Raw genomic sequence first — 26,499 nt, 5'->3', positions numbered from 1 at the left:
CGGGGCCCTCCGGGCCCTTCGACGCGCCTGAGGCGCGCGCGGCGCGGAAGAATGGGTTCATGAGGCAGCCGAACACTCAGGCCGAGGCCCAGCACACGCAGCCCTCCGTGGGTTCCATCGCCGCGCACCGCCCGGACACCGTGGCCGCCACGGTCTCCGGACTGGAGCCGGACATCGACGCCGACCTCGACGCGTACGAGGAGTCGGAGGAGTCCCAGGACGGCGGCGCCCGCCTCCCGCAGGGCCGTTTCCTGGACCGCGAGCGCAGCTGGCTCGCGTTCAACGAACGCGTGCTCGAACTCGCCGAGGATCCGAACACGCCCCTGCTGGAGCGGGCCAACTTCCTCGCGATCTTCGCCAGCAACCTGGACGAGTTCTTCATGGTCCGCGTCGCCGGCCTCAAGCGCCGCATCGCGACCGGGGTCGCCACCCGCTCCGCCTCCGGCCTCCAGCCCCGCGAGGTGCTGGACATGATCTGGGCCCGCTCCCGCGAGCTGATGGCCCGGCACGCCGCCTGCTTCCACGAGGACGTCGCCCCGGCCCTCGCCGAGGAGGGCATCCACCTGGTCCGCTGGAGCGAACTGGCCGAGAAGGAGCAGGCCCGCCTGTTCACCCTCTTCCGGCACCGGATCTTCCCCGTCCTCACCCCGCTCGCGGTCGACCCGGCCCACCCCTTCCCCTACATCTCGGGCCTCTCCCTCAACCTCGCCGTCGTCGTCCGCAACCCCGTCACGGGCCACCGCCACTTCGCCCGCGTCAAGGTCCCGCCGCTGCTCTCCCGCTTCCTGGAGGCCTCCCCGGGCCGCTACGTCCCCGTCGAGGACGTCATCGCCGCCCACCTGGAAGAACTGTTCCCGGGCATGGAGGTCCTGGAGCACCACACCTTCCGCCTCACCCGCAACGAGGACCTGGAGGTGGAGGAGGACGACGCGGAGAACCTGCTCCAGGCCCTGGAGAAGGAGCTGATGCGGCGGCGCCTCGGCCCGCCCGTCCGCCTGGAGGTCGAGGAGTCGGTCGACCGCGAGGTCCTGGACCTCCTCGTGCGCGAGCTGAAGATCGGCGAGGCGGAGGTCTACCCGCTGCCCGGCCCCCTGGACCTCACCGGCCTCTTCCGCATCCACAGCATCGACCGGCCCGAGCTGAAGTACCCCAAGTTCGTCGCCGGCACCCACCGCGACCTGGCCGAGGTCGAGTCCGCGTCCGCGCCGGACATCTTCGCCGCCCTGCGCACCAAGGACGTCCTGCTCCACCACCCGTACGACTCCTTCTCCACCTCCGTGCAGGCGTTCCTGGAGCAGGCCGCCGCCGATCCGGACGTCCTCGCGATCAAGCAGACGCTGTACCGGACGTCCGGCGACTCCCCCATAGTCGACGCGCTCATCGAGGCGGCCGAGTCCGGCAAGCAGGTCCTCGTCCTGGTGGAGATCAAGGCCCGCTTCGACGAGTCCGCCAACATCAAATGGGCGCGCAAGCTGGAGGAGTCCGGCTGTCACGTCGTCTACGGCCTGGTGGGCCTGAAGACCCACTGCAAGCTCTCCCTGGTCGTACGGCAGGAGGGCGAGACCCTGCGCCGCTACAGCCACGTCGGCACCGGCAACTACCACCCGAAGACGGCCCGCCTCTACGAGGACCTGGGCCTGCTCACCTCGGACCCGCAGGTCGGCGCGGACCTCTCCGACCTGTTCAACCGCCTCTCCGGCTACTCACGGCGCGAGACCTACCGCCGCCTCCTGGTCGCGCCCAAGTCGCTGCGCGACGGCCTCGTCTCCCGCATTCACAAGGAGATCCAGCACCACCGCGCCGGGCGCCCCGCCCACGTCCGCATCAAGGTCAACTCGATGGTCGACGAGGCCGTGGTCGACGCCTGCTACCGCGCCTCCCAGGCCGGTGTGCCGGTCGACGTGTGGGTGCGCGGCATCTGCGCGCTGCGCCCGGGCGTGCCGGGCCTGTCGGAGAACATCCGGGTCCGCTCGGTCCTCGGCCGCTTCCTGGAGCACTCGCGGGTCTTCGCCTTCGGCAACGGCGGTGAGCCCGAGGTGTGGCTCGGCAGCGCCGACATGATGCACCGCAACCTCGACCGCCGGATAGAGGCCCTGGTCCGGGTGACCGACCCGGCCCACCGGGCGGCCCTGAACCGGCTCCTCGAGAACGGCATGTCCGACGGCACCGCCTCCTGGCACCTCGGCCCGGACGGCGAGTGGACCCGGCACGCGACCGACGCGGACGGCCAGCCCCTGCGCAACATCCAGGAGATGCTCATAGACGCCCGGAGGCGCCGGCGTGGCACAGCGACACCTTGACACTACGGACATTCCGACGGACACCCCGACGGAACCTCCGGCGACCGCCGGACCGCCGCACCCCGCCTCGACCGGCGCGCACGGGGACGCACGCGGGGACGCGACCGGGGACGCCGATGCGGCCCCGCACACCGACGCGGGCTCCGACGCGCTGGTGGGCTACCTGCGCGCCCAGGCCACCGAGTTCCTGCGCGCGCTGCGCCGCCACCGGGAGTCGGGACCGGGCGCGGGCGCCGGTCCGGGTACGGGCACGGCGGCGGCTGCGAACGGCGCCCTCGGCGAACCGGGCCGGCCGGCCCAGCACGCGGACGACGTGGACGCGGCCCGCGCCCTGCGCCGCGCGGCCCGCCGCATCAGCGGCACCCTGCACACCTTCCAGCCGCTGCTGGACCCAGGCTGGGCGGAGGAGATGCGCCCCGAGCTGGCCTGGCTGTCCGGCACGCTGGCCCTGGAGCACGCGTACGCGTCCCGGCTGGAGCGCCTGCTCCAGGCCCTGCACCGGCTCTCCGGTTCGACGGCGTTCCCGGCCCCGCGGCCGGTGGGCCGGGCCACCGCCACGACCACGGCCGTGCCGCCCGCCGCACCCCCCACCCACCCGGCCTCCGCGAACCGCGGCACCCTCACGGTGGGCGCGGCCAAGGCGGGCGCGCTGCTCGACCGGCAGCTGACCCTGGCCCGCACCCGGGCGCACTCCACCGCCCTCCAGGCCCTGGGCAGCAGCCGCTTCCACGCGGTCGCCGACAAGGTCGCCTTACTGGCCAGCGAAGTCCCCCTGAGCAGCGCCGGGCGCAGGGCCGCTTCCGCCGCCGCATCCGACGCCGCGCCCGTCGACCTCCGCCCGCTGGCCGCCGCCGCACAGGAGCGCCTCACGGACGCCGTGGCCGCCCTCCCGCTGGTCACCGCGGGCAGTCCGTACAACGCCGAGGCGCTGGTCCACGGGCTCTCCCCGGATCCCGCCCCGCACCCCCAGGACACCCCGTGGCACCAGGTCCGCCTGCTGCTGCGCCTGCACCGCTACGCCCTGGAGGCGCTGACCGGCGCGGACACTGGGACCGCCGACGCCGACTCGGTGGACGTACGCCTTCTCGCGGCCGGTGAGGCCCTGGACCGCCACCGAGACGCCTCGGAGGCCGCCGCGGCCGCCGCCCAGGCCGCCCGCACCCCGCGCATCGCCCCGGCCACGGCGTACGCCCTCGGTGTGCTCCACGCCGACCAGCGGCATGAGGTGGAGGCCGCGCGGTACGCGTTCCAGCACAGCTGGCGCAAGGAACCGATCAGGCTGCCGTAGGAACGGACGCAGGACGACGGGAGGCGTACGCGCCGTGAGCCTCGCAGACGACGACACCACGGTCCGCGCGGCCGGCTGCGTCCTGTGGCGCTCCGCGCCCTCGACCGCGTCCCCCGGCCCCGGCCTGGAGCTGTGCCTCGTGCACCGCCCGAAGTACGACGACTGGTCCCACCCGAAGGGCAAGCTCAAGCCCGGTGAGGACCCGCTCGCGGGTGCCCTGCGCGAGGTCGCCGAGGAGACCGGGTACGCCGCCGAGCCGGACACCGAGCTGCCCACCGTGCGCTACCTCGCGAACGGCCGCCCCAAGGAGGTCCGCTACTGGGCCGCGGCGGCGGGCGCCGGTGCCTTCGCCCCCTCCGACGAGGTCGACCGCATCCTGTGGCTGGCCCCGGACGCGGCCCGTACCCGCCTCACCGAGCCCCGGGACCGCGACCTCGTCGACGCGCTGCTGGCGACGCGCCCCGACGGCAACGGCCACTGACCGGCCCCCGGCCCGCACCCCGGAACCCTCCCGTGTCCTTGACGTAAGCGTTCCGTGACCTCACCGCACCGTCCACAGGGGTTCACCCGGCGTTCATTTACGCCCTTCGACGCCTTCATCTCATCTGCCTAATTTCGGCCTTACCACTCCTCGCACGCCGCCGAATTCAGGACGGCGGCTCCTGGAAGGAACTCCCTCAAGTGAAGCTTCAGCGCATGAACCGGCGGGCCCTCGCTCTCGGTGCTCTCGCCGTCTCCGGCGCCCTGGCCCTCACGGCGTGCGGCTCCGACGACACCGGCGGCAACAGCAACGGGGGCGACTCCAGCTCCGCCGCCGCCAACAGCAACATCAAGTGCGACGACGCCAAGGGCCAGCTCCAGGCCTCCGGCTCGTCCGCCCAGAAGAACGCCATCGACGCCTGGGTCAAGCAGTACGTCGCGGCCTGCAACGGCGTGCAGATCAACTACAACCCCACCGGCTCGGGCGCGGGCATCACCGCCTTCACGCAGGGCCAGACCGCGTTCGCCGGTTCGGACTCCGCGCTGAAGCCCGACGAGATCGAGGCCTCGAAGAAGGTCTGCAAGGACGGCCAGGCCATCGACCTGCCGATGGTCGGCGGCCCCATCGCGGTCGGCTTCAACGTCACCGGCGTCGACTCGCTCGTCCTGGACGCGCCGACCATGGCGAAGATCTTCGACAGCAAGATCACCAACTGGAACGACGAGGCGATCAAGAAGCTCAACCCCGACGCCAAGCTGCCCGACCTGAAGATCCAGGCCTTCCACCGCTCGGACGAGTCCGGCACCACGGACAACTTCACCAAGTACCTGAAGGCCGCCGCGCCCGCCGACTGGAAGTACGAGGGCGGCAAGTCCTGGGAGGCCAAGGGCGGCCAGTCCGCGCAGGGCTCCTCCGGCCTGGCCGGCCAGGTGAAGCAGACCCCCGGCGCCATCTCGTACTTCGAGCTGTCCTACGCCAAGGACGGCATCAAGACCGTCGACGTCAAGACCGCGGCCGCCGAGCCGGTCAAGGCCACCGTCGAGAACGCCACCGCCGCCATCGGCGCGGCCAAGGTCGTCGGCACCGGCAAGGACCTGGCGCTGGAGCTGGACTACACCCCGGACGCCGCCGGCGCCTACCCGCTGGTCCTCGTGACGTACGAGATCGCCTGCGACAAGGGCAACAAGGCGGACACCCTGCCCGCCACCAAGTCCTTCCTGAACTACATGGCCTCGGAGGACGGCCAGGGCCTGCTGGCGGACGCCGGCTACGCCCCGATGCCCACCGAGATCATCACCAAGGTCCGCGAGACCGTCTCGGGCCTGAGCTGACCCGAGTGCGGTCCGGTCCCCACGCGGAGCCGACGGCGTCCCCTCCCGGGACCGCCGGCGTCCCCGCCGGGGGCCGGACCGCACCGTCCGGTGCACCGCCGCCAGGAGCCCTTGACCGGGGCTCCGCCCGAGCCGCCGACCACGGCGGCTCCGCAGACCGGAGAACCCGATGGACATAACAACGGACACCCAGAAGCCAGCCCCCTCCCCCACACCCCAGCCGCCCGCCGCCAAGGACACGCGCGCAGGCCGCGGCGTCACCCGCCCCGGCGACCGGATCTTCGTCGGGCTCTCCCGCGGGTCCGGCATCCTCGTGCTGGTCATCATGGCCGCCATCGCGGCCTTCCTCACCTACCGCGCCGTCCTCGCCATCGGCGACGACGAGGCGAACTTCTTCACCAGCTTCGAATGGAACCCGACCGGCAGCCCGCCGGAGTTCGGCATCGCGGTCCTGGCCTACGGCACCGTCGTGTCGTCGATCATCGCCATGGCCATCGCCGTCCCGGTCTCGGTCGGCATCGCGCTGTTCATCACGCACTACGCGCCGCGCAAGCTCGGCGGCCTGATCGGCTACGTGATCGACCTGCTCGCCGCCGTGCCCTCGATCGTCTACGGCCTGTGGGGCGCGCTCGTCCTGGTGCCGCACCTGAACGGCCTCTACGGCTGGCTCGACGAGTACCTCGGCTGGACCGGGATCTTCGAGTGGAACGGCGGCGCGGGACGCTCGCTGCTCACCGTGGGCATCCTGCTGGCGATCATGATCCTGCCGATCATCACCAACGTCAGCCGTGAGGTCTTCCGGCAGGTCCCGCGCATGCACGAGGAGGCCGCCCTGGCCCTCGGCGCCACGCGCTGGGAGGTCATCCGGATGTCGGTGCTGCCCTTCGGCCGCTCCGGCGTCATCTCCGCCTCGATGCTCGGCCTCGGGCGCGCGCTCGGCGAGACGATGGCCGTGGCCATGGTGCTCTCCCCGACCTTCGACATCACCCCGAGCCTGCTCGACCCGGGCGGCGGCACCTTCGCCCAGAACATCGCCAGCAAGTTCAACGAGGCCACCCAGATGGGCCGCGACGCCCTGATCGCCTCCGGTCTGGTCCTGTTCGTCATCACCCTGCTGGTCAACGGCGGCGCCCGCATGATCATCGCCCGCCGCAAGGAGTACTCGGGGGCCAACGCATGAGCCACGCAACCCTGACCCCCGCCCCCAAGAACCGCAGCTCCCTGCGCGCCGCCACCCTGCCCAGGTGGTTCCCGTGGGCGGTCGCGGCCGGCTCGGTCCTCCTGGGCCTCGGCATCAGCACCGTCGCCGGGCTGAACAGCAGCATCCAGTGGGCCCTGATCGCCGCGGTCCTCTTCGTCGCCGGTTCGTACGGCATCTCGGCGAGCGTCGAGGGCGGCCGGCAGGCCAAGGACCGGGTCGCGACCAGCATGGTCTGGGTCGCCTTCCTGCTGGCGCTGATCCCGCTGATCTCCCTGATCTGGGAGACCGTGAAGCAGGGCGTGAAGGTCCTCGACGGCTACTTCCTGACCCACTCGATGGGCGTGGTCGGCGACAGCGAGCCCGGCGGCGGCATCTACCACGCCATCCTCGGCACCCTGGAGCAGGTCGGCCTCGCCACGCTGTTCTCCGTGCCGATCGGTGTGCTCACCGCGATCTACCTGGTCGAGTACGGCCGCGGGCGGCTCGCCAAGGCCGTCACCTTCTTCGTGGACGTCATGACGGGCATCCCGTCGATCGTCGCGGGCCTGTTCGTGCTCAGCCTGTGGGTGCTGATCCTGGACATGGGGCCGTCCGGCGTGGCCGGCTCGTTCGCCCTGTGCATCCTGATGATCCCCGTGGTCGTCCGCTCCACCGAGGAGATGCTCAAGCTCGTCCCGAACGAGCTGCGCGAGGCGTCCCTCGCCCTGGGCGTGCCGAAGTGGCGCACGATCCTCAAGGTGGTCCTGCCGACGTCGATCGGCGGCATCGTCACCGGCGTCATGCTGGCCGTCGCCCGCATCACCGGCGAGACGGCCCCCGTGCTGCTGCTGGTCTGGGGCACCGACTTCATCAACGCGAATCCCTTCCAGGACCCGCAGGAGTCGCTGCCCATGTACATCTACCTGCAGTACGGCGCGGGCTCCGACGCGGCCTACGACCGTGCCTGGGCGGCGGCCCTGACGCTGATCGCCTTCATCATGATCCTCAACCTCGCGGCCCGCGGCATCGCCCGCTGGAAGGCCCCGAAGACGGGTCGCTGACGCGACCGACGCAGAACAGTCAGCGACTCGGACCGAAAGAAGCAGTGATACCCATGGCCAAGCGCATAGATGTCAGCGGCCTCAACGCCTACTACAGCTCCTTCCTGGCCATCGAGGACATCTCGATGACCGTCGAGCCCCGCTCCGTGACGGCCTTCATCGGCCCCTCCGGCTGCGGCAAGTCCACCTTCCTGCGCACGCTCAACCGCATGCACGAGGTCACCCCGGGCGGCCGCGTCGACGGCAAGGTGATGCTCGACGACGAGAACCTCTACGGCGCGGGCATCGACCCGGTGGCCGTGCGCCGCGAGGTCGGCATGGTCTTCCAGCGCCCGAACCCGTTCCCCACTATGTCGGTCTACGACAACGTGGCGGCAGGCCTGCGCCTGAACGGCAAGTACAAGAAGTCCCAGCTGGACGACGTCGTCGAGAAGTCCCTGCGCGGCGCCAACCTCTGGAACGAGGTCAAGGACCGCCTGAACAAGCCCGGCTCCGGCCTCTCCGGCGGCCAGCAGCAGCGCCTGTGCATCGCGCGGGCGATCGCGGTCGAGCCGAACGTCCTGCTCATGGACGAGCCCTGCTCCGCCCTCGACCCGATCTCCACCCTGGCGATCGAGGACCTGATCGGCGAGCTGAAGGAGCGCTTCACGATCGTCATCGTGACGCACAACATGCAGCAGGCGGCGCGCGTCTCGGACCGTACGGCGTTCTTCAACCTGGCGGCGGTCGGCCAGCCCGGCAAGCTGATCGAGATCGACGAGACGGAGCGGATCTTCTCCAACCCGTCGGTCCAGGCCACGGAGGACTACATCTCCGGCCGCTTCGGCTAGACCGGCCCCGCCCCACCGAACCCCTCGCGGTGCTGCATGGCGGTGCCACCGCGAGGAGCACAAGGGCCCGCCCCCGAAACCGGGGGCGGGCCCATCGCCGTACTGCGGCGCGTGCTGCAGAAACGCGCTACAGAACCGCCAGGTTCACGATCCAGAACGACACCGCGGCCACCGCCGCGGCGGCGGGCATCGTGATGAACCACCCCATGATGATGTTCTTCGCGACCCCCCAGCGCACGGCGTTGACCCGCTTCGTCGCTCCCACACCCATGATCGCCGAGGTGATCACGTGCGTCGTGGAGATCGGCGCGTGGAAGATGAACGCCGACCCGAACATGATCGAGGCGCCCGTCGTCTCCGCGGCGAATCCCTGCGGCGGATCCAGTTCGATGATCTTCCGGCCGAGCGTCCGCATGATCCGCCAGCCACCGGCGTACGTGCCCGCGGACAGCATCAGCGCGCAGGCGAGCTTCACCCACACCGGGATCGGGTCGCCGTAGTCCTCGACGTCGGCGATGACCAGTGCCATCACCACGATGCCCATCGTCTTCTGCGCGTCCTGCAGGCCGTGCCCCAGCGCCATGCCCGCCGCCGACACGGTCTGCGCGATGCGGAAGCCGCGCTTGGCCTTGTGCGGGTTGGCCCGCCGGAAGATCCACATGATCGCGGTCATCACCAGGTAACCGGCGAGCAGACCGATCACCGGCGACACGAACATGGGGATGACGATCTTGTCGACGACCCCGTGCCAGTACACGGTCGTGCTGCCGGCCAGCGCCGCGCCGACCATGCCGCCGAACAGCGCGTGCGAGGAGGACGAGGGCAGTCCGAAGTACCAGGTGATGAGGTTCCAGACGATGGCGCCCACGAGCGCCGCGAAGAGGATCCCCATCCCCTTCGAACCCTCGGGGGTCTCGATGACCCCCTCACTGACGGTCTTGGCGACCCCGGATCCCATGAACGCGCCGGCCAGGTTCATGACCGCGGCCATGGCGAGCGCCGCCCGCGGCGTCAGCGCGCGCGTCGACACGGAGGTGGCGATCGCGTTGGCCGAGTCGTGGAAGCCGTTGGTGTAGGTGAAGAAGAGCGCGACCCCGATGGTCACGACCAGAGCAAAGGTGTCCATGAACGGCTCAGGACTCCTTGACGGCGATGGTCTCCACCGTGTTCGCCACGTGCTCGAACGCGTCGGCCGCTTCCTCCAGCACGTCCACGATCTGCTTCAGCTTCAGCACCTCGATGGCCTCGTACTTGCCGTTGAAGAGGTGGGCGAGCAGCTTGCGGTGGATCTGGTCGGCCTGGTTCTCCAGGCGGTTGACCTCGATCCAGTACTCGGTGAGGTTGTCCATGGTGCGCAGGTTCGGCATGGCCTCGGCGGTCAGCTCGGCGGCCCGCGCCAGCACCTCGATCTGCTGCTCGACGCCCTTGGGCAGTTCCTCGACGTTGTAGAGGACGACCAGGTCGACGGCCTCCTCCATGAAGTCCATGATGTCGTCGAGGGAGGAGGCGAGGTTGTAGATGTCCTCGCGGTCGAAGGGCGTGATGAACGAGGAGTTCAGCTGGTGGAAGATCGCGTGCGTGGCGTCGTCACCCGCGTGTTCGGCGGCCCGCATACGCTCTGCGATCTCGGCCCGGGCGGATGCGTCCGCCCCGAGCAGTTCCATCAGGAGCTTGGAGCCCGTGACGATGTTGTCCGCGGAGGCGGCGAACATGTCGTAGAAGCTCGTCTCCCTGGGGGTCAGACGAAAGCGCACGTGGGGTCCTCGGGGTGCATGGGTTTCGGTCAGGCTGATGCTAGGCGCATCATCCGGCCACTGCTAACGGGCCGTCCCCCAGTGTCGCCCATCAGGCAGAGTGATGAGCAGGGGGGCGACACCGGGCGTTCCGGCAAGGGCCCCCTACCCGGGAAAGTTCGTTACCATATACCCACCAGGGGTATATGTCCGCTATGGGAGGACGCGATGACGACCACCGAGGCCGGCGCGGGTGCGCCCTCCTCCGCCGTGAACCCGGCGGTGGACCAGGTGGAGACGGACGGCACGGACATCGTGACCGACCACGACCGCGGCGTGCACGGGTACCACAAACAGAAGGACGAGCACCTCAAACGCCTGCGCCGCATCGAGGGCCAGATCCGCGGCCTGCAGCGGATGGTCGACGAGGACGTCTACTGCATCGACATACTGACCCAGGTCTCCGCCTCCACGAAGGCCCTGCAGTCCTTCGCGCTGCAACTGCTGGAGGAGCACCTGCGCCACTGCGTCGCCGACGCGGCCCTCAAGGGCGGCACCGAGATCGACGCGAAGGTGGAAGAGGCGACGAAGGCCATCGGCAGGCTACTGCGCACGTGAGCGCTCCTCGGCCACGCGCAGCACCTCGTCGATGCTCTCCAGGCTGAGCCGCTCCCGGGCGGCCGACGCCGCGATGATCAGCTCGCCGCACAGCTCGATCTCGGCGAGGGCCACGTGGTCCTGAACCGCCGTACCGCCGACCGGAGCCACACGCGTCACCTCGTCTCTGCCGTCACCGACTTCCTAGAGTAGGGAGCGGCCTACGCACCGCGCATGGCACGGAAGGGCTAGTTCTTGCCGTCCACGCCCCGTTCACCGGGCTCGGCGGCGATCTTGCCGGCGTAGATGTCCCGGTCCTCGGGCAACCGTACGCGCACGGCGGCGCCGAAATCGTAGAGCAGCGTCGTCGAGGCGACGTCCACGATGCCGGTGCCGCCCTCCTGCCCGTTGGAGAAGCTGAAGCGGTGCCGGACCTTGCGGATACGGCCCTCGTCGTCGAGGTAGGCGTCGAACGGCACCTCGGCGGTGGCGAACCCCTCGGCCGCCGCGGCCAGCGCCTTCCTGTTGCCCTCCGAGGCACCGCGCGCCGCACGCGCGAGATCGGCCGTCCCCCGGTAGTGCCGCACCTCGGTCCCGGCCAGCTCGGTGCGTCCCACGTACGTCGCCGTCCGCGTCCCCCGCAGCACCTCGGCGGCGGCGAACGGATCCGTCGCCCCGCCGGTCACCAGGTTCCCGTCGGACAGCGAGTCGGTCTCGACCCGCACCCACTTGTCGTCGGGGACACCGGCGCCCCGGTTCTTCATGAACAGGGCCCCCGGAGCGAGCAGCTCGGTGATCGGCCGGTGCTCACTCGTCCCCGCCGGATCCTGCGGCAGCCGCACCTTCAGCTGCCCGAGCCGCTCCTCGAAGTCGTACACGCCCTCGCCCCGGATGGTCACCCGCGTTCCGCCGCTGGCCATCTGCATCGCGGTACGCGCCTTGGCGCTCCCGGCGGCCACCAGCCGGTCGGCGGCGCGGTGCAGTACGGCGACCGGATCGCCGCCGCCCGCTCCCTGGACGGAGGCCTCCTGCCCGGAACCGGAACACCCGGCGACGGCCAGACAGACGCAGACCGCACCGCCGGCCAGGGCGAGGCCACCGCCCGCCCTCCCACTCCGCAGTTCCCGCTCCCGCTCCCGCTCCCGCCCGACCATCGCCACCCGCTATCCCAAGCCGTACGCCCGTTCCGGACCCCCTGCCGTCCCGCTTAACGAGGGGCAGGCAACCCCGGTAACGTTGTGGGCGTGGCGCAGCAGGACGGTCTCGAAGCCCCCGGGGACGCCCCGGAACACCTCACGACAACGGTCGAACAAGGCCCCTTCTGCCTGGCCCGCTGCACCTGCGGCTGGCGCGGCCCGGCCCGAAGAGCCAGAAGCCAGGCCCGCACCGACGCCAAGACCCACACCCTGACGTAGCCCCCGGTAGCTGCGGGCAGTCGTGCCCCCCGTAGCTGCGGGCAGTCGTGCCTCCCCCAGTGCCTGAACGGCCTGGGAGGTACCCCCAGGCGGCACGGGTGGGCGCAGCGGCACCCGCCCAGCGCCGGTCAGCGCCCCCACCCCCGCGACGTCCCCAACGCCGTACACCTGTACACCCACCGCACCCCGGGAACCCCGACCCCCCACACCCCCGTCTCCCTCCAAGACCCCCCACGGGACGCGGAGGCGACATGCACCGGCGCACATTCCTCACCACCACCACGGCCACCGCCCTGGCGGCAACCACAGCCGCCTGCACGGGCAAGGACCGGCCCCCCGACACCGACGCCAAAGGCACCGCGACCGGAACCCGCACCGCACTCACCCCCGCCGGCAGCACCACCCCCACCTCCAAGGCCCCCGCCACCTGGACCGCCCTTGCCAAGTCCCTGGACGGCCCACTGATCCGCCCCGGCGACCCCACCTGGAAAACGGCCCACCAGCTCTACAACACCCGCTTCGACACCCTCGAACCCACCGCCGTCGCCTACGCCGCCCACCCCGACGACATCCGCACCGCCCTCTCCTACGCCCGCGCCCACCACATCCCCGTGGCGATCCGCAACGGCGGCCACTCCTACGCCGGCTGGTCCTCCGGCAACGGCCGCCTGATCATCGACGTCTCGAAACTCAACCGCGTCCGCGCCTCCGCCGGCGAGACGGTCGTCGGCGCCGGCGCCAAACTGATCGACGTCTACCGCGCCCTCGCCGCGAAGGGAGTCACCGTCCCGGCCGGCTCCTGCCCCACCGTTGGCATCTCCGGCCTCACCCTCGGCGGCGGCCACGGCGTCGTCTCCCGCGCCTACGGCCTGACCTGCGACAGCCTCACCCGGGCCACCCTGATCACGGCCGACGGCAAGGAGATCACCGCCGACGCGGCAGGCGAGCACAAGGACCTCTTCTGGGCCCTGCGCGGCGCGGGCAACGGCAACTTCGGCATCGTCACGGAGTTCCACTTCCGCACCCACCCCGCACCCCGGGCGGTGTCCGCGTACCTGTCCTGGCCCTGGCGAAAGGCGGCCGCGGTGGTCCGCGCCTGGCAGGAGTGGGGCCCGGACCAGCCCGACGAGATCTGGTCCTCCCTCCACCTGGCCGCCGCCCCCGGCCGCACCCCCACCGTCTCGGTCGCCGCCTTCTCCCTCGGCACCCACGGCGAACTCCAGAACGCCGTGGACCGTCTCGCCGACCGCATCGGCGCCTCCGCGAGCCACGTCTCCCTCAAGCGCCGTACGTACGAGGAGTCGATGGAGATGTACGCGGGCTGCTCGTCCTTCTCGACCGACGCCCGCTGCCACCTCCCGGGCTCCGCCCCCGGCCACTCGCCCCAGGGCTCACTCGGCCGCGAGACGTACGCGGCCCGCTCGGACTTCTTCGACCGCTCGCTCCCGGCGGCCGGCGTCAAGGCCCTGCTCTCCCGGCTCACCCCGGTGCGCGGCGGCGCCGGCAGCATCGCGTTCACGGCGCTCGGCGGAGCGGTGAACCGCGTCTCGCCCACGGCCACCGCGTTCGTGCACCGGCGCTCCCGGATGCTGGCCCAGTACCTCGTGTCGTGGCGTCCGGGTACGAGCGGCGAGGCGGCCCGGTCCTGGCTGGATTCCGCCCATGACGCGATGCGCCCGTACGCCTCGGGGGCGGCCTACCAGAACTACACGGACCCGGCCCTGAAGGACTGGCGGAAGGCCTACTACGGAGACGCGGCCCCGCGCCTGGCGCGACTGAAGCACCAGTACGACCCGGACCGCGTCTTCACCTACCCGCAGGCGCTGTGAGCGTCAGGCGGCGAGGTCCCGCTCGCCCGACGCCTCGGAGGCACTCTCCTTGCGCGCCCCGGGGATCACGGCACCGTCTCCGGCGGCACCGGCCCGGCCTCGCGCGCTGATCAGCCACCCCACCCGGGGCGAGCGCTCGACGGCCCGGGTCAGCGGCGTCAGCAGGGCCATCGCCACCGGCGACAGCAGCAGCGCGACCGCCGTACCGAGGGCGAAGCCGCCCACGACGTCGGTCGGGTAGTGGACACCCATGTAGACCCGGGCGAAGCCGCCGAACAGCGCCAGCACGATCGCGGCGATCCCGAACTTCCGGTTGGCGACGAACAGTCCGACCGCCAGGGCCATGCAGAGCGTGGCGTGGTCGCTCACGAACGAGAAGTCGTTCTTCCCCTCCACGAGTACTTCGAGACCCTCATGGGACTTGAAGGGGCGGGGCCGCTCCACGAAACCCCGTATCGGCACGTTGACCAGGACCGCGACCCCGGCCGCGAGCGGCGCCCACACCAGGGCCGCCACGTTCGGGGCCGCGTCCTCGCCGCCCCGCCGCCGCACACCCCACCAGCACCACAGCACCAGCAGCACGATCGCGAACAGCAGTCCGTACTCACCGACGAACTCCATGACCCGGTCGAACCAGTGCGGCGCGTCCTTGGCCAGGCCGTTGATGTCGTAGAGCAGCTCGACGTCGGGGTTCGACCCGGATTCGGCGAGTCCAGCCATGGTGCTGCGGCCCCTTCGTCATGTCCTCCGGCGCGCCGAGCGCACGCCTCTTCTGCCACCCCCGTGGTCAGCTGTACGTCAACAGGAACGCACGGTCCCCGTTGATACGTTCCACACTCCACTGAATGATCACGCAGACGTTATCGAAGAGAGACACGTCGTCGCAGCTCAGGGCAGGGTTTCACGCTGGGTTCACACCCTCCCATTCACACTCTGGTGGGCAGCGCTTTCGCGCCATCCTCGGTCACCCGGGTGGCCCCGAAATAGTCGGGGGTGTCGATCGGGTCGAACCGGATCACGGCCCCCGTCCGCGGCGCGTCGATCATGTACCCGCCGCCCACGTAGATCCCCACGTGCCGGATGGCCCGCGAGTTGGTGAGGTCGTCCGAGAAGAACACCAGGTCCCCCGGCAGCAGTTCGTCCCGCCCCGGATGGGGCCCCGCGTTGTACTGGTCGTTGGCGACCCGCGGCAGCTTGATCCCCACACTCTCGTACGCCGCCTTGGTCAGCCCCGAACAGTCGAACCGCCCGCCCTGCTCGGGCGTGCCGTTCCCACCCCACAGATACAGCGTCCCGAGCTTCTTCTGCGCGTAGGCGATGGCACCGGCGGCCTGCTCGGACGGATCGACCCGCGTGGTGGGCGCCGCGAAGCTCTTCTCCAGCGTGGTGATGGTCTTGACGTAGTTCCTGGTCTCCTCGTACGGGGGCACGCCCTGATACCTGATCACCGCGTCGGGACCCGCGTTGTAGGAGGCCAGCATGTTCTCGGTCGGATTACCGGGCACGCTCTTCACGTAGGAGGCGAGAGAGCAGTCGTACGAAGCAGCCGACGGAATCGCGTCCTCCGGATCCCACACGTCCCGGTCGCCGTCCCCGTCGCCGTCGACACCGTGCACGGCCCACGTCCCGGGGATGAACTGCGCTATCCCCTGCGCCGTCGCCGCGCTCTGGGCCTTCGGGTCGAACCCGCTCTCCTGGTACAACTGGGCGGCGAGCAGCGCGGGGTTGATGGCCGGGCAGAGATTGCCCCACTTCTGCACGATCGGCTGGTACACCGCGGGCACACTCCCCTTGGCGAGCTTCTTGGCCCCGCCGCCCGCACCGCCGCCGGCCAGGTTCCCGGCGACGAGGTAGACACCCACGACGAGCAGCATCACGAAGCCCATCCCCAGGGCGACCGCGACACCGGCACCGACCCACATCTTGCGCATGGTCCAACCATCCCCCATGGCCGTACCGTTCAGTGACGTTTCCCGGCCATGTCGCGACCGACCTGACGGCACCTCACCTCGGCACCGTCCACCTCGACCGCCCCCACGGCCGCGAACACCCCAGAGGGGTCCAACGACGCAACCACGCGACAGGTTGCGCCCCGCATCATTGCCCGGCGTAACCGTACGTGATACACAGAGTGACCATACGACTCTTCATGCACCGATCCGCACCACCCGGCAAGGACCCGGCGCGGACCGGTGGCAAGCTATTCGTACGAAACCCGCCAATCAATGACGCCAAGTCGACATGCGACGGTGCCATTGTCGGCGACAATGAGGCTTGACCTCTGCATGTCCGCAGAGGGCGCGGAACTACCCAACAGGGGCGGTGACTTACATGCTCTTTGCGGCCGACGAGGGAGACATCAACACCATCATCGGGGGGATCGCTCCGGACTGGGGCCCCTTCGGTGCGCTGGGGACCGAGGCGAAGACGATGGTCCAGGTCGTCATGGCCGTCGCCATCCTGCTCTGCCTCGGCATCGCCATCTGGGGCGCCGCCAAGCAGCGCATCGGTGCCACGGCCCTGAGGGACACCTTCAGCGCCGAGCAGGGCAAGGGCCTCATCATCGCCGGGCTGACGGGCGTGTTCATCATCGGCTCGCTCGGCACGCTCTTCACCATCGTGTACGGGATGGCCGTGTAGCCCCGGCACGCAACCGTTCCTCCCCCTCCATCCCACCCGCCCGTCGTGCCAACCGGCTGAGGTTGCGTTTCCCTGATGTCGAGTCATAACACCGCGCCCGAGCGGGACCCAGCACGGCTACCGTCGTACGTACACGGCCGACCCGACGTCGAGGGGGCGTACGCGGCATGAGTCTCGGAGACGATCACCAGTCGTCCGGCGATTACGGCGGCGCCGGTCAGACGCGGCTCCGGCTGCCCGAGGACGAAGGCGGCCCCCGACGCGGCGGCCGCTCCTCCTCGCGCAGCCTGGTCACCGTGGTCGGCGTCGTCGTCCTCCTCATCGCCGCGATCGCCTTCGCGAACCGTGGAGGAGACGATTCCGCGTCGGGGGAGGGCGGGGCCGGAGACAAGCCGAAGACCTCGGCGACGGCGCCTTCGGGGACCCGTCCGGTCCAGTCGGGCTTCGCCCATGACGCCCAGGGGGCGCAGAGCGCGGCGGCGAACTACGCGGTGGCGCTGGGTTCTGACGGGATGTTCGACAAGGCGAGACGGCACGAGATCGTGAGTTCCGTCTACGCCCCCGCCGTCGCCGCCGCCCGACAGACGGACCTGGACGGCGCGTACTCCAGCGCGAAGTTCCTGGCCAATATCGGCCTGGACAAGAACGGCAAGGCACCGGCTGGTCAGACGTTCGTCTCCCGGGTTATCCCGGTGGGCACCAAGGCCACGAAGTCCAGCGCCGAGGAAGCGACCGTCGAGGTCTGGTACACCTCGCTCTTCGGACTCTCGGGTGGCAACTCGACCAACCCCGTGACCGAGAGCTGGTACACCACCACGTACCAGCTGACTTGGACCAATGGCGACTGGAAGGTCACCGACTTCCAGCAGAAGGACGGACCGGTGCCCATCGGGCGCGATCAGCGGGCCTCCACGGCCGACGACATGACGAAGGCCGTGGAGGAATACGGAGGGCTCACGTATGCGCGCTAACCACCGCGTCCTCAAGGTCTCGGCCGCTGTCGCAGCAGTACAGGCCTCGGCCATTCTGCTGGCCACCCGGGCGTTCGCCGCCCCTACACCGGCCCCCACGGACACCGAGGACCCCTGCGATCTCATCCGCGGCCCCGCCAAGGACTACTGCGAACGAGGCGACGGCGGCGGCTCGGGAGGTGGCGGGGGCACGCCCGACACGCTCCCCTCCACCCTCGATCCCCTCTCCTCCCTCGCCAAGGGCTGTGCCGACGCCGCCGCCTGGACCGTCGACACGCTCAGTGACGCCGTGAAGAACACCGCCGACGTCGACTTCACGAACGACACGTTCCTCAAGCAGTACGCCGTCGTCTTCGCGGCGTCCGCGTTCCTGACCCTGATCCTCTGGATGCTCGCGGTGGCCAAGCGTGCCGTCCGCGGCGTCCCGCTCACCACCGCGCTCTCCGAGGCCGTCGGGTTCCTCTGGCTCACCGTCCTCGCGTCGGCCTTCACGCCGCTGATCCTGTACACGGTCGTGTCGGCCACCGACGCCGTCACCGACGTCCTGGCCAAGGGCACCGGGGACCAGACGGACACGTTCTTCGGCACGTTCTCCCAGGCGCTGAAGCAGGGCAACGACATCGGCGGCGGCCCGATCATGCTGATCCTGGTGTCGTTCGTGTCGATCATCGCCGCGGGCGTCCTCTACCTGGAGCTGTACCTGCGCGCCGTCCTGCTCTACGTCGGCGCCCTGCTCGGTGTCGTCGTCTACGCCGGCCTGGTCGACAAGAACCTGTGGGGCCACGTCCGCCGCTGGGCCGGCATCATGATCGCCGTGATCATGGTGAAGCCCGTGATCGTGATCGTGCTGGGCCTCGCCGGCGCGCTGACCACGGAAGAAGGCCCCGACTCCGTGGCCGCCATCGTGTCCGGCCTCGCCATCATCCTGCTCGCGATCTTCGCCTCGGCGATGATCTACCGCTTCGTCCCCGGCTTCGGCGACGAGATCGCCAACGGCCGCAACAACCGCATCATGCAGGGCGCCGAGGGCAAGGCAGCCGCCGTGATCAGCTCCCCGGCGAACCTGGTCGCCCAGGGCATCAGAACCCACAGCAGCCGCAACAACGGCGACAGCGGCGGCGGACAGTCCTCGTCCTCCGCGGCCGCCCGCCCCTCGAACCCCGCCTCCGGCGGAGTCGCCGCGCACAGCTCCCGCCCCTCGAACGGCGGCGGCGGAAATGTCCCCTCCGCCGCACCCGCACCGCGCTCCGGCAGCCCGGTGAACACACCGCACGCCAGCAACACCCGCAACAGCAAGAGCACAGGAGGTGACGGGCGTTGACGACCGAGTCCCACGTGTCCCATACGGTCACGCCCCGCCGTACGTATCTGATCGGCCGCGCCCGGCCGAACGCGATCGTCGGCCGCAATCGCGAGACCGGTGAGATCGCGCTGATCGTCGTGGGCGCGTTCCTCGGCATGATGTGCGGGCTCCTCGTCCCCGTCCTGACCCTGCGCATCGTGCTGCTCGCCGGCTTCCCGATGCTCGCCCTGGCGGCGGTCTACGTGCCGTACAACCACCGGACGTTCTACCGGTGGTTCGAGATCAACCGCAGCTACAAGCGCACCCTCCGCCGGGGCACCACGTACCGCTCCGGCGCCATCGAGGCCGGTACCAGGATCGACGGCCGCGAGATCGAGGTCGGCCCGCCGCCCGGCATCGGCCGCATCTCCTGGCTGGCGGCGCCCTTCGGGCCCGACGAGATCGCCGTACTGCTGCACGCCGACCGCAAGACCGTGACGGCCGCCATCGAGATCGAGGGGCCCGGCGTCGGCCTGCGCGACTCCGAGGACCAGGAAGCCCTCGTCGACCGCTTCGGCACCCTGCTCAAGCACGTGGCCAACGGCGACGGCTTCGTCACCCGCATCCAGATGCTCGCCCGCACCCTCCCGGCCGACCCCGACGCGCACGCCAAGGACGTCTCCCAGCGCGGCGACGAGAAGTCACCGCCGTGGCTGCGGCAGTCGTACGAGCAGCTCCAGTCGATGGTGTCCACCAGCAGCGAGCAGCACCGCGCCTATCTCATCGCCTGCATGCACTACAACCGCGAACTGGCCGCCGAGGCGCACACCATGGCCCGCGCCGCCCGCCCGCACACCGGACGCAAGCTGGACCGGGACGCCGGACTCGCGGTCGTCATGGCGCGCGAGCTGACCGACATCTGCTCCCGCCTCCAGGAAGCCGACATCCGCGTGCGCCAGCCGCTGGGCCAGGGCCGGCTCGCCTCCCTGATCCACGCCATGTACGACCCGGACCACCCCATCGACCACATCCAGGCGATGACCAAGCGCAACGCCTGGCCGGCCGAGCTGGACGCCATGGAGCCCACCTACCTCCAGGCCAAGACGCGCGAGTCCGCCACCCGCGCCCCCTGGTGCCACGCCACCGCCTGGGTCAAGGAATGGCCGATGACCCCGGTGGGCGTCAACTTCCTGGCCCCCCTCCTCGTCCACACCCCGGACGTGATCCGCACGGTCGCCGTGACGATGGACCTCGAACCCACCGAGGTCGCCATCGAGCGCATGCTCACCGAGAAGACGAACGACGACGCCGAGGCGTCCCGCGCCGCCAAGATGAACCGCACCGTGGACCCCCGCGACATCGCCGCCCACGGCCGCCTCGACCAGCGCGGCGAGGACCTCGCCAGCGGCGCGGCCGGCGTCAACCTGGTCGGCTACATCACCGTCTCCTCCCGCACCCCCGAGGCCCTGGCCCGCGACAAGCGGACGATAAGAGCGTCGGCCGGAAAGTCGTACCTGAAACTGGAGTGGTGCGACCGTGAGCACCATCGCGCCTTCGTGAACACTCTTCCGTTCGCCACCGGCATCCGAAGGTAGGGGCTGAGCCTGATGCGGGACCCGCTGTCCGTCCTCACCGACGCCTTCACGTCCTTCCTCTTCGGGAAGGTGGAGACGACCCGCCTCCCCGTCCGCACGTCCACCGGCCAGGCCCAGGCCGTCTACCTGCCGACGGCCGCCCCCGGCCTCGGCGACTCCGGCGTGATCATCGGCCGCGAGGTCTACTCCGGCAAGGGATACATCTACGACCCCTTCCAGCTCTACGGCCAGCAGCTCCCCGCCCCGCACTGGCTGGTCCTCGGCGAGTCAGGCAACGGCAAGTCGGCCCTGGAGAAGACGTACGTCCTGCGCCAGCTGCGCTTCCGCGACCGCCAGGTCGTCGTCCTGGACGCCCAGGGCGAGGACGGCGTCGGCGAGTGGAACCTCATCGCCGAGGAGCTGGGCATAACCCCCATCCGCCTCGACCCGATGGCCGCCCTGGACCACGGCATCCGGCTCAACCCCCTCGACCCGGCGATCACGACGACCGGCCAGCTGGCGCTGCTCCGGACGATCATCGAGGTCGCGATGGGCCACGGCCTGGACGAGCGCTCCGGCTTCGCCCTCAAGGTCGCGCACGCCTACGTCAACGAGACCATCGTCGAACGCCAGCCGGTGCTCACCGACATCGTCGAGCGGCTCCGCCACCCCGAGCCGGAGTCCGCCGAGGCGATGAACGTCGCCATAGACGACGTACGGGCCTGGGGCCTGGACGTGGCGCTGGTCCTCGACCGGCTCGTCGACGGCGACCTGCGCGGCATGTTCGACGGCCCGACCACCGTCGGCATCGACCTCGACGCCCCGCTGATCGTCTTCGACCTCTCCCACATCGACCGCAACTCCATCGCCATGCCCATCCTCATGGCCATCGTGGGCGTCTGGCTGGAGCACACCTGGATCCGCCCCGACCGGAAGAAGCGCATCTTCCTGGTCGAGGAGGCCTGGCACATCATCAACAGCCCCTTCGTGGCGCAGCTGTTCCAGCGGCTCCTGAAATTCGGGCGCCGACTGGGCCTGTCCTTCGTGGCGGTGGTCCACCACTTGTCCGACGTCGTCGACGGAGCGGCGGCCAGAGAGGCCGCGGCCATCCTCAAGATGGCCTCCACCCGCACCATCTACGCCCAGAAGGCCGACGAGGCACGCGCCACCGGACGCGTCCTCGGCCTGCCCCGCTGGGCGGTGGAGATCATCCCCTCTCTCACGCCCGGCATCGCGGTGTGGGACGTCAACGGCAACGTCCAAGTGGTCAAACACCTGATCACCGAGACCGAACGCCCCCTGGTCTTCACCGACCGCGCGATGACCGAGTCCTCCACCGACCACCTGACCGACGACGCGCTGCGCGCCGCGGAGCTGGAGGCGGAGGAGCGGGCGGCGGCGTTCATGGAGCAGCACATCGGCGACTCGTCGGAATCGACGGTGGCGTAGGACGCCGGACAGGGGCCCCACGCAGGAGAGCAGGAGAGACGGAGAGGCACCGGACGCATGAGACCGGACGACCGCCGCGACCAGCGGCCGGCCCAGGGCGGCATCCCCGACGGCCTGCTGATCGGCATACTGGCCTTCATCCTCGGCATGACCCTGCTGGTGTGGACGGCGACCGGCCTGTCCGCCCTGCTCGCCCACGGCTCCTGGCCCGCCGGCGTCAGCTTCACCGGCACCCCGCAGGCCATGCGCCAACTCATCTCCGAGCCCCACGACCTCCCCGGCGCCTGGCCGGACGCCCCGGAGGGAGCGCTGTCCGGGTACGGGCTGTTCTGGGGGCTGTTCATCGGCCAGCTGATGGTGCTGGTGGTGCTGACGGTGTTCGTGATGGGCACGGTGGCGCGATGGCGCGCGGTACGACAGCGACGACGCGAGGAGCCGACTCCGGCACCGGCACCGGTAGCGCCGGAGACGCCGGAGACGCCGGTCCAGGAGTCCCAGGCCCAGGACGTACCAGTGCACGAGGTACCCACCCCGAGGGCCCCGCAACAGGCCCCACCCGCCACGCACGCTCCGCAGACCCCGGCGCAGCAGGCCCACCCCTCAGCGCCTGCGGTCAACGGCAAACGGCTGGGTGGGTGGGAGACAAACCGCGCCGAGGGCGCGGTGCACTACGGCCCCAGGGAAAGCCGCCACGAGACCGCAACCGGCACCCTGCGAGACGCAGAAGGCGCCGCCCTCGTCATCACCTCCAACCCCGCCCTCTGGTCGGAGACCAAGGACGCCCGCGCCAAACTCGGCCCCACCCACCTCTACGACCCGAACCACCTCTGCGACACCCCCGCCCGCGTCCACTGGTCCCCCACCGCGGGCTGCGAGGACAGACCGACGGCCACCGCCAGAGCCGCCGCCCTGCTCACCCCCATCCGCCCCACGGCCCGCCTCGACCAGGCGCTCGGCGACACCGCCGAACTGCTGCTGCGCAGCTACCTCCACGCCGCCGCCATCGACGGCCGCACCATCCGCCACGTCCACCGCTGGTCCCAGGGCCTCCAGGTCCAGGACGCCGTCCGCATCCTGCGCACCCACCCCAAGGCCGCCCCCGGCTCCGCGGGCGAACTCGAAGGGTCCCTCACCGCCCACCCCGAGCGCCGGGACATGGCCCAGCAGCTGACCGCCCGGGCCCTCGCCGCGCTCTCCACGGTCAATATCCGCGAGGCGTGCACTCCCAACCGAACTGATGCCCTCGCCTTGGATTCCTTCGTCCACGAACAGGGAACCCTTTACGTGGTGGGTGAATCCATTGAGGACCCCCGCACGAGCCCGGGCGCGATGCCGCTGCTGACGGCGCTCGTCTCCAGCGTGGTCGAGCGCGGCCGGCGCATGGCCGAACGGTCATCCTCCGGTCGCCTCGACCCACCAATGACGCTCGTCCTCGACGACGTCGCGGCCGTGGCCCCGCTGCCCCAGCTCCCGGAACTGCTCGCCGACGGCACGGACGTGGGCATGCCGACCCTGGCCCTGCTCCGCTCCCGCGAACAGGGCCGTGCCCGCTGGCCCCACGACGAACTCCCCGTCTGACGCGAAGGACGACGCCAGGCCGGGTCAGCGCTCGAGCACGTACTCCAGCTCATGGTCCCCGGGCCCGCCCTCCAGCGGCACCGTCCGCCCGCTCGGCGCGAACCCCGCCTTCCGGTAGGCCCTCTGGGCCCGCCCGTTGTCGGGATGCACGATGAGCCGCATCCGCTCGACGCCGTTCGCCCACGCCCACTCGAGACCGGCGTCGAACAGTGCCTTGGTCAGCCCACTCCCGCGCCACTCGGGCCGTACGAACACCCCCACGACATGTCCCTGCCGCTGCTCCACGGGGAACCCGGCCCAGTCCGTCGTCCCGGCCTCCTCCACGAACACGGTCAGCGTGCCGAGCCACAGCCCGCCGGGCCCCACGGCAATGAGCTGCTGCGCCCCGGATGCCCCCTCGGCGCCTCCGGCCGCCCGCTCCTGCCAGAAGGAGTCCGGCCGCGCGGCGGCTTCCTCGTACGTTTCCAGGTACGCCAGATCCGCGACCGGGTCCCGCAGCGCACGCAGCCGCAGCTCCTTCACCGCGGGCCACTCGTCGGCGCGTATGGAACGGATCACGTAGTCACCGGGGACCGAGGCACTCATGCCGGCCACCGTAATACCCGGGTACTACGCCCCTCATCTCATATACGGCCCCCCGGACGGACGCCCGTCGCGCCCGGACCCCCGACCATGGTCGGATGGAGCCCGTGAAGCCGGTGCCGGAAGACCGAGCCGCCGAACCCCTCACCGAGTACGTCCAGCGCGTCAACCGGCGGATCCGCGCCTTCGACCACCGCCACCCGCTCCTGTGGGACCTTCACCTCACCGGCTTCTGGGTCCTGGCCGCCCTGATCGACGGAACCGGCGACGGCTGGCGCAGCGTGGCCCACGACCCCGACGTCCCCGTCGGCCTCGTCGTCGTGCTCAGCCTCGCCCTCTCCGTCCCCGTCGTCTGGCGCCGCAGCAATCCCCGGGGCGCCCTCCTCCTCACGCTGCCCGCGGCGCTGGTGAGCGCGTGGTCGGGCGCCGCCCTCCAGGCCGCCCTGCTCCAGCTCCTCCTCGTCCACCACATCGCCCTGCGCCTGCCGCTGCGCAACCTCTGGTGGGCGGTGGCCGTGGTGACCGCGCCGACCTGTGTCTCGGTCGCCCGCTACGGGGACAGCGCGGGCTCCTGGAACCAGCAGCTCGGCTCCCAGCTCGTCGCCATCGGCGTGGCCGCCCTCATCGGCATCACCGTGCGCACCCGGCGCGACTACACCGAGGCCCTGGAGGACCGCGCCCGCCGTCTGGAGACCGAACGCGACCAGCAGGTCAGGCTCGCCGCCGCCGCCGAACGCGCCCGCATAGCCAGGGAGATGCACGACATCATCGGCCACAACCTCTCCGTCATCACCGGCCTCGCCGACGGCGGCCGCTACGCCGCCGCCAAGTCCCCCGACCGCGCCGCCCAGGCCCTCGACGCCATCGGCACCACCAGCCGCCAGGCGCTCGGCGAACTCCGCCGCCTCCTGGACGTCCTGCGCGAAGACGACCAGGACGGCACCGGCCCGGCACCCGAACTGGCCCCGCAGCCCGCCCTCGCCGACCTCGACCGCCTCCTCGACGGCGTACGCCGGGCCGGCCTCCCCGTCCGCACGACCGTCAAAGGGGAGCCCGCCCTCCCCGAAGGCCGCCAGCTCACGCTCTACCGCGTCATCCAGGAAGCCCTCACCAACACCCTCAAACACGCCGGCCCCGACGCCACCGCCCACATCGAGCTGTCCTACGCGGCGAGCGGCGCCGCCACCCTCACCGTCACCGACACCGGCCGGACGGCCCCGCTCCCCTCCCCCACCCTCTCCGGCGGCCGCGGCCTGCCGGGGATGCGTGAACGGACCTCCCTGTACGGGGGCACACTTGAGGCCGGCCCGCGCCCGGCCCCGGAGCAGGGCTGGCGCGTCCATCTGCACCTACCGGAGGAATCCCCGCAGTGACCACCGTCCTCATCGCCGACGACCAGCCCCTCCAGCGCTTCGGCTTCCGCATGCTCCTGGAGAGCCAGGACGACATGACGGTCGTGGGCGAGGCGGCCAACGGCGCCGAAGCGGCCCGGATGACGGCCGAACTCCACCCCGACGTCGTCCTCATGGACGTCCGCATGCCCGGCCTGGACGGCATCGAGGCGACCCGCCGCATCGTCGCGGTCGGCGGCCGCAGCCGCGTCCTCATCCTCACCACCTTCGACCTGGACGAGTACGCCTACTCAGGCCTGCGTGCCGGCGCCTCCGGCTTCCTGGTCAAGGACGCCCAGCCGGAAGAACTCCTCTCCGGTATCCGCGCGGTGGCCACGGGCGACGCGGTGGTCGCCCCGAGCCTGACCCGCCGTCTGCTCGACGCGTACGTCCACCACCTGCCGGCCACCAGCACACCGGACCACGCACCCGGATCCCCCGATCCCCGCCTGACCCCACTCACCGAACGCGAAACCGAGATCCTGCGCGTCATGGGCCAGGGCTGGACCAACACGGAGATAGCCGAGCGCCTCCACCTCGCCGAATCCACGGTGAAAACACACGTGGGCCGCATCCTGGCCAAGACAGGCTCGAGGGACCGCGTCCAGGCGGTCATCCTGGCCTATGAAACAAAGTTGGTGGGCTAGAAGGCGGGGGTAGAACGCAGAAAACCCCGCACCGTTCCCGGTGCGGGGTCTCCCAGCAATAATTGTTCGGCGGCGTCCTACTCTCCCACAGGGTCCCCCCTGCAGTACCATCGGCGCTGTAAGGCTTAGCTTCCGGGTTCGAAATGTAACCGGGCGTTTCCCCTACGCTATGACCACCGAAACACTATGAAACAGACAATCAACCGGGTGACCATCACGGTCTGATTGTTCGTGGTTTCAGAACCAACACAGTGGACGCGAGCAACTGAGGACAAGCCCTCGGCCTATTAGTACCGGTCACCTCCACACCTCACGGTGCTTCCAGATCCGGCCTATCAAC

25 protein-coding genes and 1 rRNA gene are annotated in these 26,499 nt (G+C 70.6%); 18 read left to right on the top strand and 8 right to left on the bottom strand.

Annotated features, from left to right (window positions below):
- Positions 1 to 59 precede the first annotated feature (59 nt).
- The 7 genes from ACZ7MF_RS00130 to pstB all read left to right on the top strand — a co-directional run bounded on the left by ACZ7MF_RS00130 (position 60) and on the right by pstB (position 8,471).
- On the top strand, positions 60 to 2,300 hold the full coding sequence (locus ACZ7MF_RS00130; RefSeq protein WP_388525928.1) for an RNA degradosome polyphosphate kinase: 2,241 nt from the start codon (positions 60 to 62) through the stop codon (positions 2,298 to 2,300).
- Entirely contained in the window at positions 2,281 to 3,588 is a 1,308-nt protein-coding gene (locus ACZ7MF_RS00125; RefSeq protein ID WP_471473551.1) for a CHAD domain-containing protein, read from the top strand. Before ACZ7MF_RS00130 ends, ACZ7MF_RS00125 begins: the two co-directional genes overlap by 20 nt.
- A gap of 34 nt (positions 3,589 to 3,622) precedes the next feature.
- Positions 3,623 to 4,069, top strand: a complete 447-nt coding sequence (locus ACZ7MF_RS00120; protein WP_471473550.1) for an NUDIX hydrolase — start codon at positions 3,623 to 3,625, stop codon at positions 4,067 to 4,069.
- A 200-nt stretch (positions 4,070 to 4,269) separates the two neighbouring features.
- Positions 4,270 to 5,400, top strand: coding sequence for a phosphate ABC transporter substrate-binding protein PstS (pstS, locus tag ACZ7MF_RS00115; protein WP_356864719.1), 1,131 nt, complete (start codon positions 4,270 to 4,272; stop codon positions 5,398 to 5,400).
- Between the two features lie 169 nt (positions 5,401 to 5,569).
- Positions 5,570 to 6,580 carry a phosphate ABC transporter permease subunit PstC gene (pstC, locus tag ACZ7MF_RS00110; protein WP_471473549.1) on the top strand — a complete coding sequence of 337 codons (1,011 nt, stop codon included), beginning with the start codon at positions 5,570 to 5,572 and terminating at the stop codon, positions 6,578 to 6,580.
- Entirely contained in the window at positions 6,577 to 7,641 is a 1,065-nt protein-coding gene (gene pstA, locus ACZ7MF_RS00105) for a phosphate ABC transporter permease PstA (RefSeq protein WP_471473547.1), read from the top strand. Before pstC ends, pstA begins: the two co-directional genes overlap by 4 nt.
- Positions 7,642 to 7,694: 53 nt before the next feature.
- Positions 7,695 to 8,471 carry a phosphate ABC transporter ATP-binding protein PstB gene (gene pstB, locus ACZ7MF_RS00100; protein ID WP_328658193.1) on the top strand — a complete coding sequence of 259 codons (777 nt, stop codon included), beginning with the start codon at positions 7,695 to 7,697 and terminating at the stop codon, positions 8,469 to 8,471.
- 127 nt (positions 8,472 to 8,598) lie between these two features.
- Here pstB and pitH read toward each other — a convergent pair whose 3' ends face one another.
- On the bottom strand, positions 8,599 to 9,597 hold the full coding sequence (gene pitH / locus ACZ7MF_RS00095; protein ID WP_115743292.1) for a low-affinity phosphate transporter PitH: 999 nt from the start codon (positions 9,595 to 9,597) through the stop codon (positions 8,599 to 8,601).
- A gap of 7 nt (positions 9,598 to 9,604) precedes the next feature.
- Positions 9,605 to 10,225, bottom strand: coding sequence for a DUF47 domain-containing protein (locus tag ACZ7MF_RS00090; RefSeq protein WP_003974832.1), 621 nt, complete (start codon positions 10,223 to 10,225; stop codon positions 9,605 to 9,607).
- 207 nt (positions 10,226 to 10,432) lie between these two features.
- Here ACZ7MF_RS00090 and ACZ7MF_RS00085 point away from each other — a divergent pair, with 207 nt between their 5' ends.
- Positions 10,433 to 10,822 carry a metal-sensitive transcriptional regulator gene (locus tag ACZ7MF_RS00085; protein ID WP_471473545.1) on the top strand — a complete coding sequence of 130 codons (390 nt, stop codon included), beginning with the start codon at positions 10,433 to 10,435 and terminating at the stop codon, positions 10,820 to 10,822.
- On the opposite strand, the gene ACZ7MF_RS00080 is transcribed toward ACZ7MF_RS00085, so the two are convergent.
- Both ACZ7MF_RS00080 and ACZ7MF_RS00075 read right to left on the bottom strand, forming a co-directional pair.
- On the bottom strand, positions 10,808 to 10,972 hold the full coding sequence (locus tag ACZ7MF_RS00080) for a hypothetical protein (protein WP_007451049.1): 165 nt from the start codon (positions 10,970 to 10,972) through the stop codon (positions 10,808 to 10,810). The genes ACZ7MF_RS00085 and ACZ7MF_RS00080 overlap by 15 nt on opposite strands.
- A 77-nt stretch (positions 10,973 to 11,049) precedes the next feature.
- On the bottom strand, positions 11,050 to 11,955 hold the full coding sequence (locus ACZ7MF_RS00075) for an SCO4651 family lipoprotein (protein ID WP_471475152.1): 906 nt from the start codon (positions 11,953 to 11,955) through the stop codon (positions 11,050 to 11,052).
- A 90-nt stretch (positions 11,956 to 12,045) separates the two neighbouring features.
- Here ACZ7MF_RS00075 and ACZ7MF_RS00070 point away from each other — a divergent pair, with 90 nt between their 5' ends.
- Both ACZ7MF_RS00070 and ACZ7MF_RS00065 read left to right on the top strand, forming a co-directional pair.
- Positions 12,046 to 12,216: a hypothetical protein gene (locus ACZ7MF_RS00070; protein WP_162832946.1), complete on the top strand. Its 171-nt coding sequence runs from the start codon at positions 12,046 to 12,048 to the stop codon at positions 12,214 to 12,216.
- Positions 12,217 to 12,467: 251 nt separating this feature from the next.
- Positions 12,468 to 14,045, top strand: a complete 1,578-nt coding sequence (locus tag ACZ7MF_RS00065) for an FAD-binding oxidoreductase (RefSeq protein ID WP_471473544.1) — start codon at positions 12,468 to 12,470, stop codon at positions 14,043 to 14,045.
- Between the two features lie 3 nt (positions 14,046 to 14,048).
- Here ACZ7MF_RS00065 and ACZ7MF_RS00060 read toward each other — a convergent pair whose 3' ends face one another.
- Positions 14,049 to 14,765: a phosphatase PAP2 family protein gene (locus tag ACZ7MF_RS00060; RefSeq protein ID WP_471473543.1), complete on the bottom strand. Its 717-nt coding sequence runs from the start codon at positions 14,763 to 14,765 to the stop codon at positions 14,049 to 14,051.
- A gap of 206 nt (positions 14,766 to 14,971) precedes the next feature.
- Entirely contained in the window at positions 14,972 to 15,994 is a 1,023-nt protein-coding gene (gene tgdA / locus ACZ7MF_RS00055) for a transglycosylase TgdA (RefSeq protein WP_471473541.1), read from the bottom strand.
- A gap of 382 nt (positions 15,995 to 16,376) precedes the next feature.
- On the opposite strand from tgdA, the gene ACZ7MF_RS00050 reads away from it, so the two are divergent.
- From ACZ7MF_RS00050 to ACZ7MF_RS00025, 6 genes are all read left to right on the top strand, one after another.
- Positions 16,377 to 16,685, top strand: a complete 309-nt coding sequence (locus tag ACZ7MF_RS00050) for a membrane protein (RefSeq protein WP_003974839.1) — start codon at positions 16,377 to 16,379, stop codon at positions 16,683 to 16,685.
- A gap of 167 nt (positions 16,686 to 16,852) precedes the next feature.
- Positions 16,853 to 17,656, top strand: a complete 804-nt coding sequence (locus ACZ7MF_RS00045; protein WP_471473540.1) for a hypothetical protein — start codon at positions 16,853 to 16,855, stop codon at positions 17,654 to 17,656.
- Positions 17,646 to 18,977, top strand: a complete 1,332-nt coding sequence (locus ACZ7MF_RS00040) for an energy-coupling factor transporter transmembrane component T family protein (RefSeq protein ID WP_471473538.1) — start codon at positions 17,646 to 17,648, stop codon at positions 18,975 to 18,977. Before ACZ7MF_RS00045 ends, ACZ7MF_RS00040 begins: the two co-directional genes overlap by 11 nt.
- Positions 18,974 to 20,533 (top strand): SCO6880 family protein, encoded by a 1,560-nt coding sequence (locus ACZ7MF_RS00035; protein WP_471473537.1) that lies wholly within the window; start codon positions 18,974 to 18,976, stop codon positions 20,531 to 20,533. The genes ACZ7MF_RS00040 and ACZ7MF_RS00035 overlap by 4 nt, the downstream gene beginning before the upstream one ends.
- A gap of 12 nt (positions 20,534 to 20,545) precedes the next feature.
- Positions 20,546 to 21,961: an ATP-binding protein gene (locus tag ACZ7MF_RS00030; RefSeq protein ID WP_356722057.1), complete on the top strand. Its 1,416-nt coding sequence runs from the start codon at positions 20,546 to 20,548 to the stop codon at positions 21,959 to 21,961.
- Positions 21,962 to 22,018: 57 nt separating this feature from the next.
- A complete protein-coding gene (locus ACZ7MF_RS00025; protein ID WP_471473535.1) occupies positions 22,019 to 23,539 on the top strand; it encodes a type IV secretory system conjugative DNA transfer family protein in 1,521 nt (506 codons plus the stop codon).
- Between the two features lie 24 nt (positions 23,540 to 23,563).
- Here ACZ7MF_RS00025 and ACZ7MF_RS00020 read toward each other — a convergent pair whose 3' ends face one another.
- The gene (locus ACZ7MF_RS00020; protein WP_471473534.1) at positions 23,564 to 24,124 is read right to left on the bottom strand and encodes a GNAT family N-acetyltransferase; all 561 of its coding nucleotides are present in this window, start codon (positions 24,122 to 24,124) and stop codon (positions 23,564 to 23,566) included.
- A gap of 95 nt (positions 24,125 to 24,219) precedes the next feature.
- On the opposite strand from ACZ7MF_RS00020, the gene ACZ7MF_RS00015 reads away from it, so the two are divergent.
- Entirely contained in the window at positions 24,220 to 25,494 is a 1,275-nt protein-coding gene (locus tag ACZ7MF_RS00015) for a sensor histidine kinase (protein ID WP_471473533.1), read from the top strand.
- The gene (locus ACZ7MF_RS00010) at positions 25,491 to 26,159 is read left to right on the top strand and encodes a response regulator (RefSeq protein WP_471473531.1); all 669 of its coding nucleotides are present in this window, start codon (positions 25,491 to 25,493) and stop codon (positions 26,157 to 26,159) included. The genes ACZ7MF_RS00015 and ACZ7MF_RS00010 overlap by 4 nt, the downstream gene beginning before the upstream one ends.
- 64 nt (positions 26,160 to 26,223) lie before the next feature.
- Here ACZ7MF_RS00010 and rrf read toward each other — a convergent pair.
- A 5S ribosomal RNA gene (gene rrf, locus ACZ7MF_RS00005) occupies positions 26,224 to 26,340 on the bottom strand.
- Positions 26,341 to 26,499 lie beyond the last annotated feature (159 nt).

It is taken from the genome of Streptomyces sp. NPDC111628 (assembly GCF_055635195.1).
Note: the sequence above shows the minus strand (reverse complement) of the source record. Positions and strands in the feature narration are given on the sequence as shown.

What these genes read in the sequence shown, in the direction of transcription:
- ACZ7MF_RS00130 (WP_388525928.1), top strand. Translation starts at nt 60, where the DNA reads ATGAGGCAGCCGAACACTCAGGCCGAGGCCCAGCACACGCAGCCCTCC.
- pstC (WP_471473549.1), top strand. Translation starts at nt 5,570, where the DNA reads ATGGACATAACAACGGACACCCAGAAGCCAGCCCCCTCCCCCACACCC.
- pstA (WP_471473547.1), top strand. Translation starts at nt 6,577, where the DNA reads ATGAGCCACGCAACCCTGACCCCCGCCCCCAAGAACCGCAGCTCCCTG.
- pstB (WP_328658193.1), top strand. Translation starts at nt 7,695, where the DNA reads ATGGCCAAGCGCATAGATGTCAGCGGCCTCAACGCCTACTACAGCTCC.
- pitH (WP_115743292.1), bottom strand. Translation starts at nt 9,597, where the DNA reads ATGGACACCTTTGCTCTGGTCGTGACCATCGGGGTCGCGCTCTTCTTC.
- ACZ7MF_RS00085 (WP_471473545.1), top strand. Translation starts at nt 10,433, where the DNA reads ATGACGACCACCGAGGCCGGCGCGGGTGCGCCCTCCTCCGCCGTGAAC.
- ACZ7MF_RS00075 (WP_471475152.1), bottom strand. Translation starts at nt 11,955, where the DNA reads ATGGTCGGGCGGGAGCGGGAGCGGGAGCGGGAACTGCGGAGTGGGAGG.
- ACZ7MF_RS00065 (WP_471473544.1), top strand. Translation starts at nt 12,468, where the DNA reads ATGCACCGGCGCACATTCCTCACCACCACCACGGCCACCGCCCTGGCG.
- ACZ7MF_RS00060 (WP_471473543.1), bottom strand. Translation starts at nt 14,765, where the DNA reads ATGGCTGGACTCGCCGAATCCGGGTCGAACCCCGACGTCGAGCTGCTC.
- tgdA (WP_471473541.1), bottom strand. Translation starts at nt 15,994, where the DNA reads ATGGGGGATGGTTGGACCATGCGCAAGATGTGGGTCGGTGCCGGTGTC.
- ACZ7MF_RS00050 (WP_003974839.1), top strand. Translation starts at nt 16,377, where the DNA reads ATGCTCTTTGCGGCCGACGAGGGAGACATCAACACCATCATCGGGGGG.
- ACZ7MF_RS00045 (WP_471473540.1), top strand. Translation starts at nt 16,853, where the DNA reads ATGAGTCTCGGAGACGATCACCAGTCGTCCGGCGATTACGGCGGCGCC.
- ACZ7MF_RS00040 (WP_471473538.1), top strand. Translation starts at nt 17,646, where the DNA reads ATGCGCGCTAACCACCGCGTCCTCAAGGTCTCGGCCGCTGTCGCAGCA.
- ACZ7MF_RS00030 (WP_356722057.1), top strand. Translation starts at nt 20,546, where the DNA reads ATGCGGGACCCGCTGTCCGTCCTCACCGACGCCTTCACGTCCTTCCTC.
- ACZ7MF_RS00025 (WP_471473535.1), top strand. Translation starts at nt 22,019, where the DNA reads ATGAGACCGGACGACCGCCGCGACCAGCGGCCGGCCCAGGGCGGCATC.
- ACZ7MF_RS00020 (WP_471473534.1), bottom strand. Translation starts at nt 24,124, where the DNA reads ATGAGTGCCTCGGTCCCCGGTGACTACGTGATCCGTTCCATACGCGCC.
- ACZ7MF_RS00015 (WP_471473533.1), top strand. Translation starts at nt 24,220, where the DNA reads ATGGAGCCCGTGAAGCCGGTGCCGGAAGACCGAGCCGCCGAACCCCTC.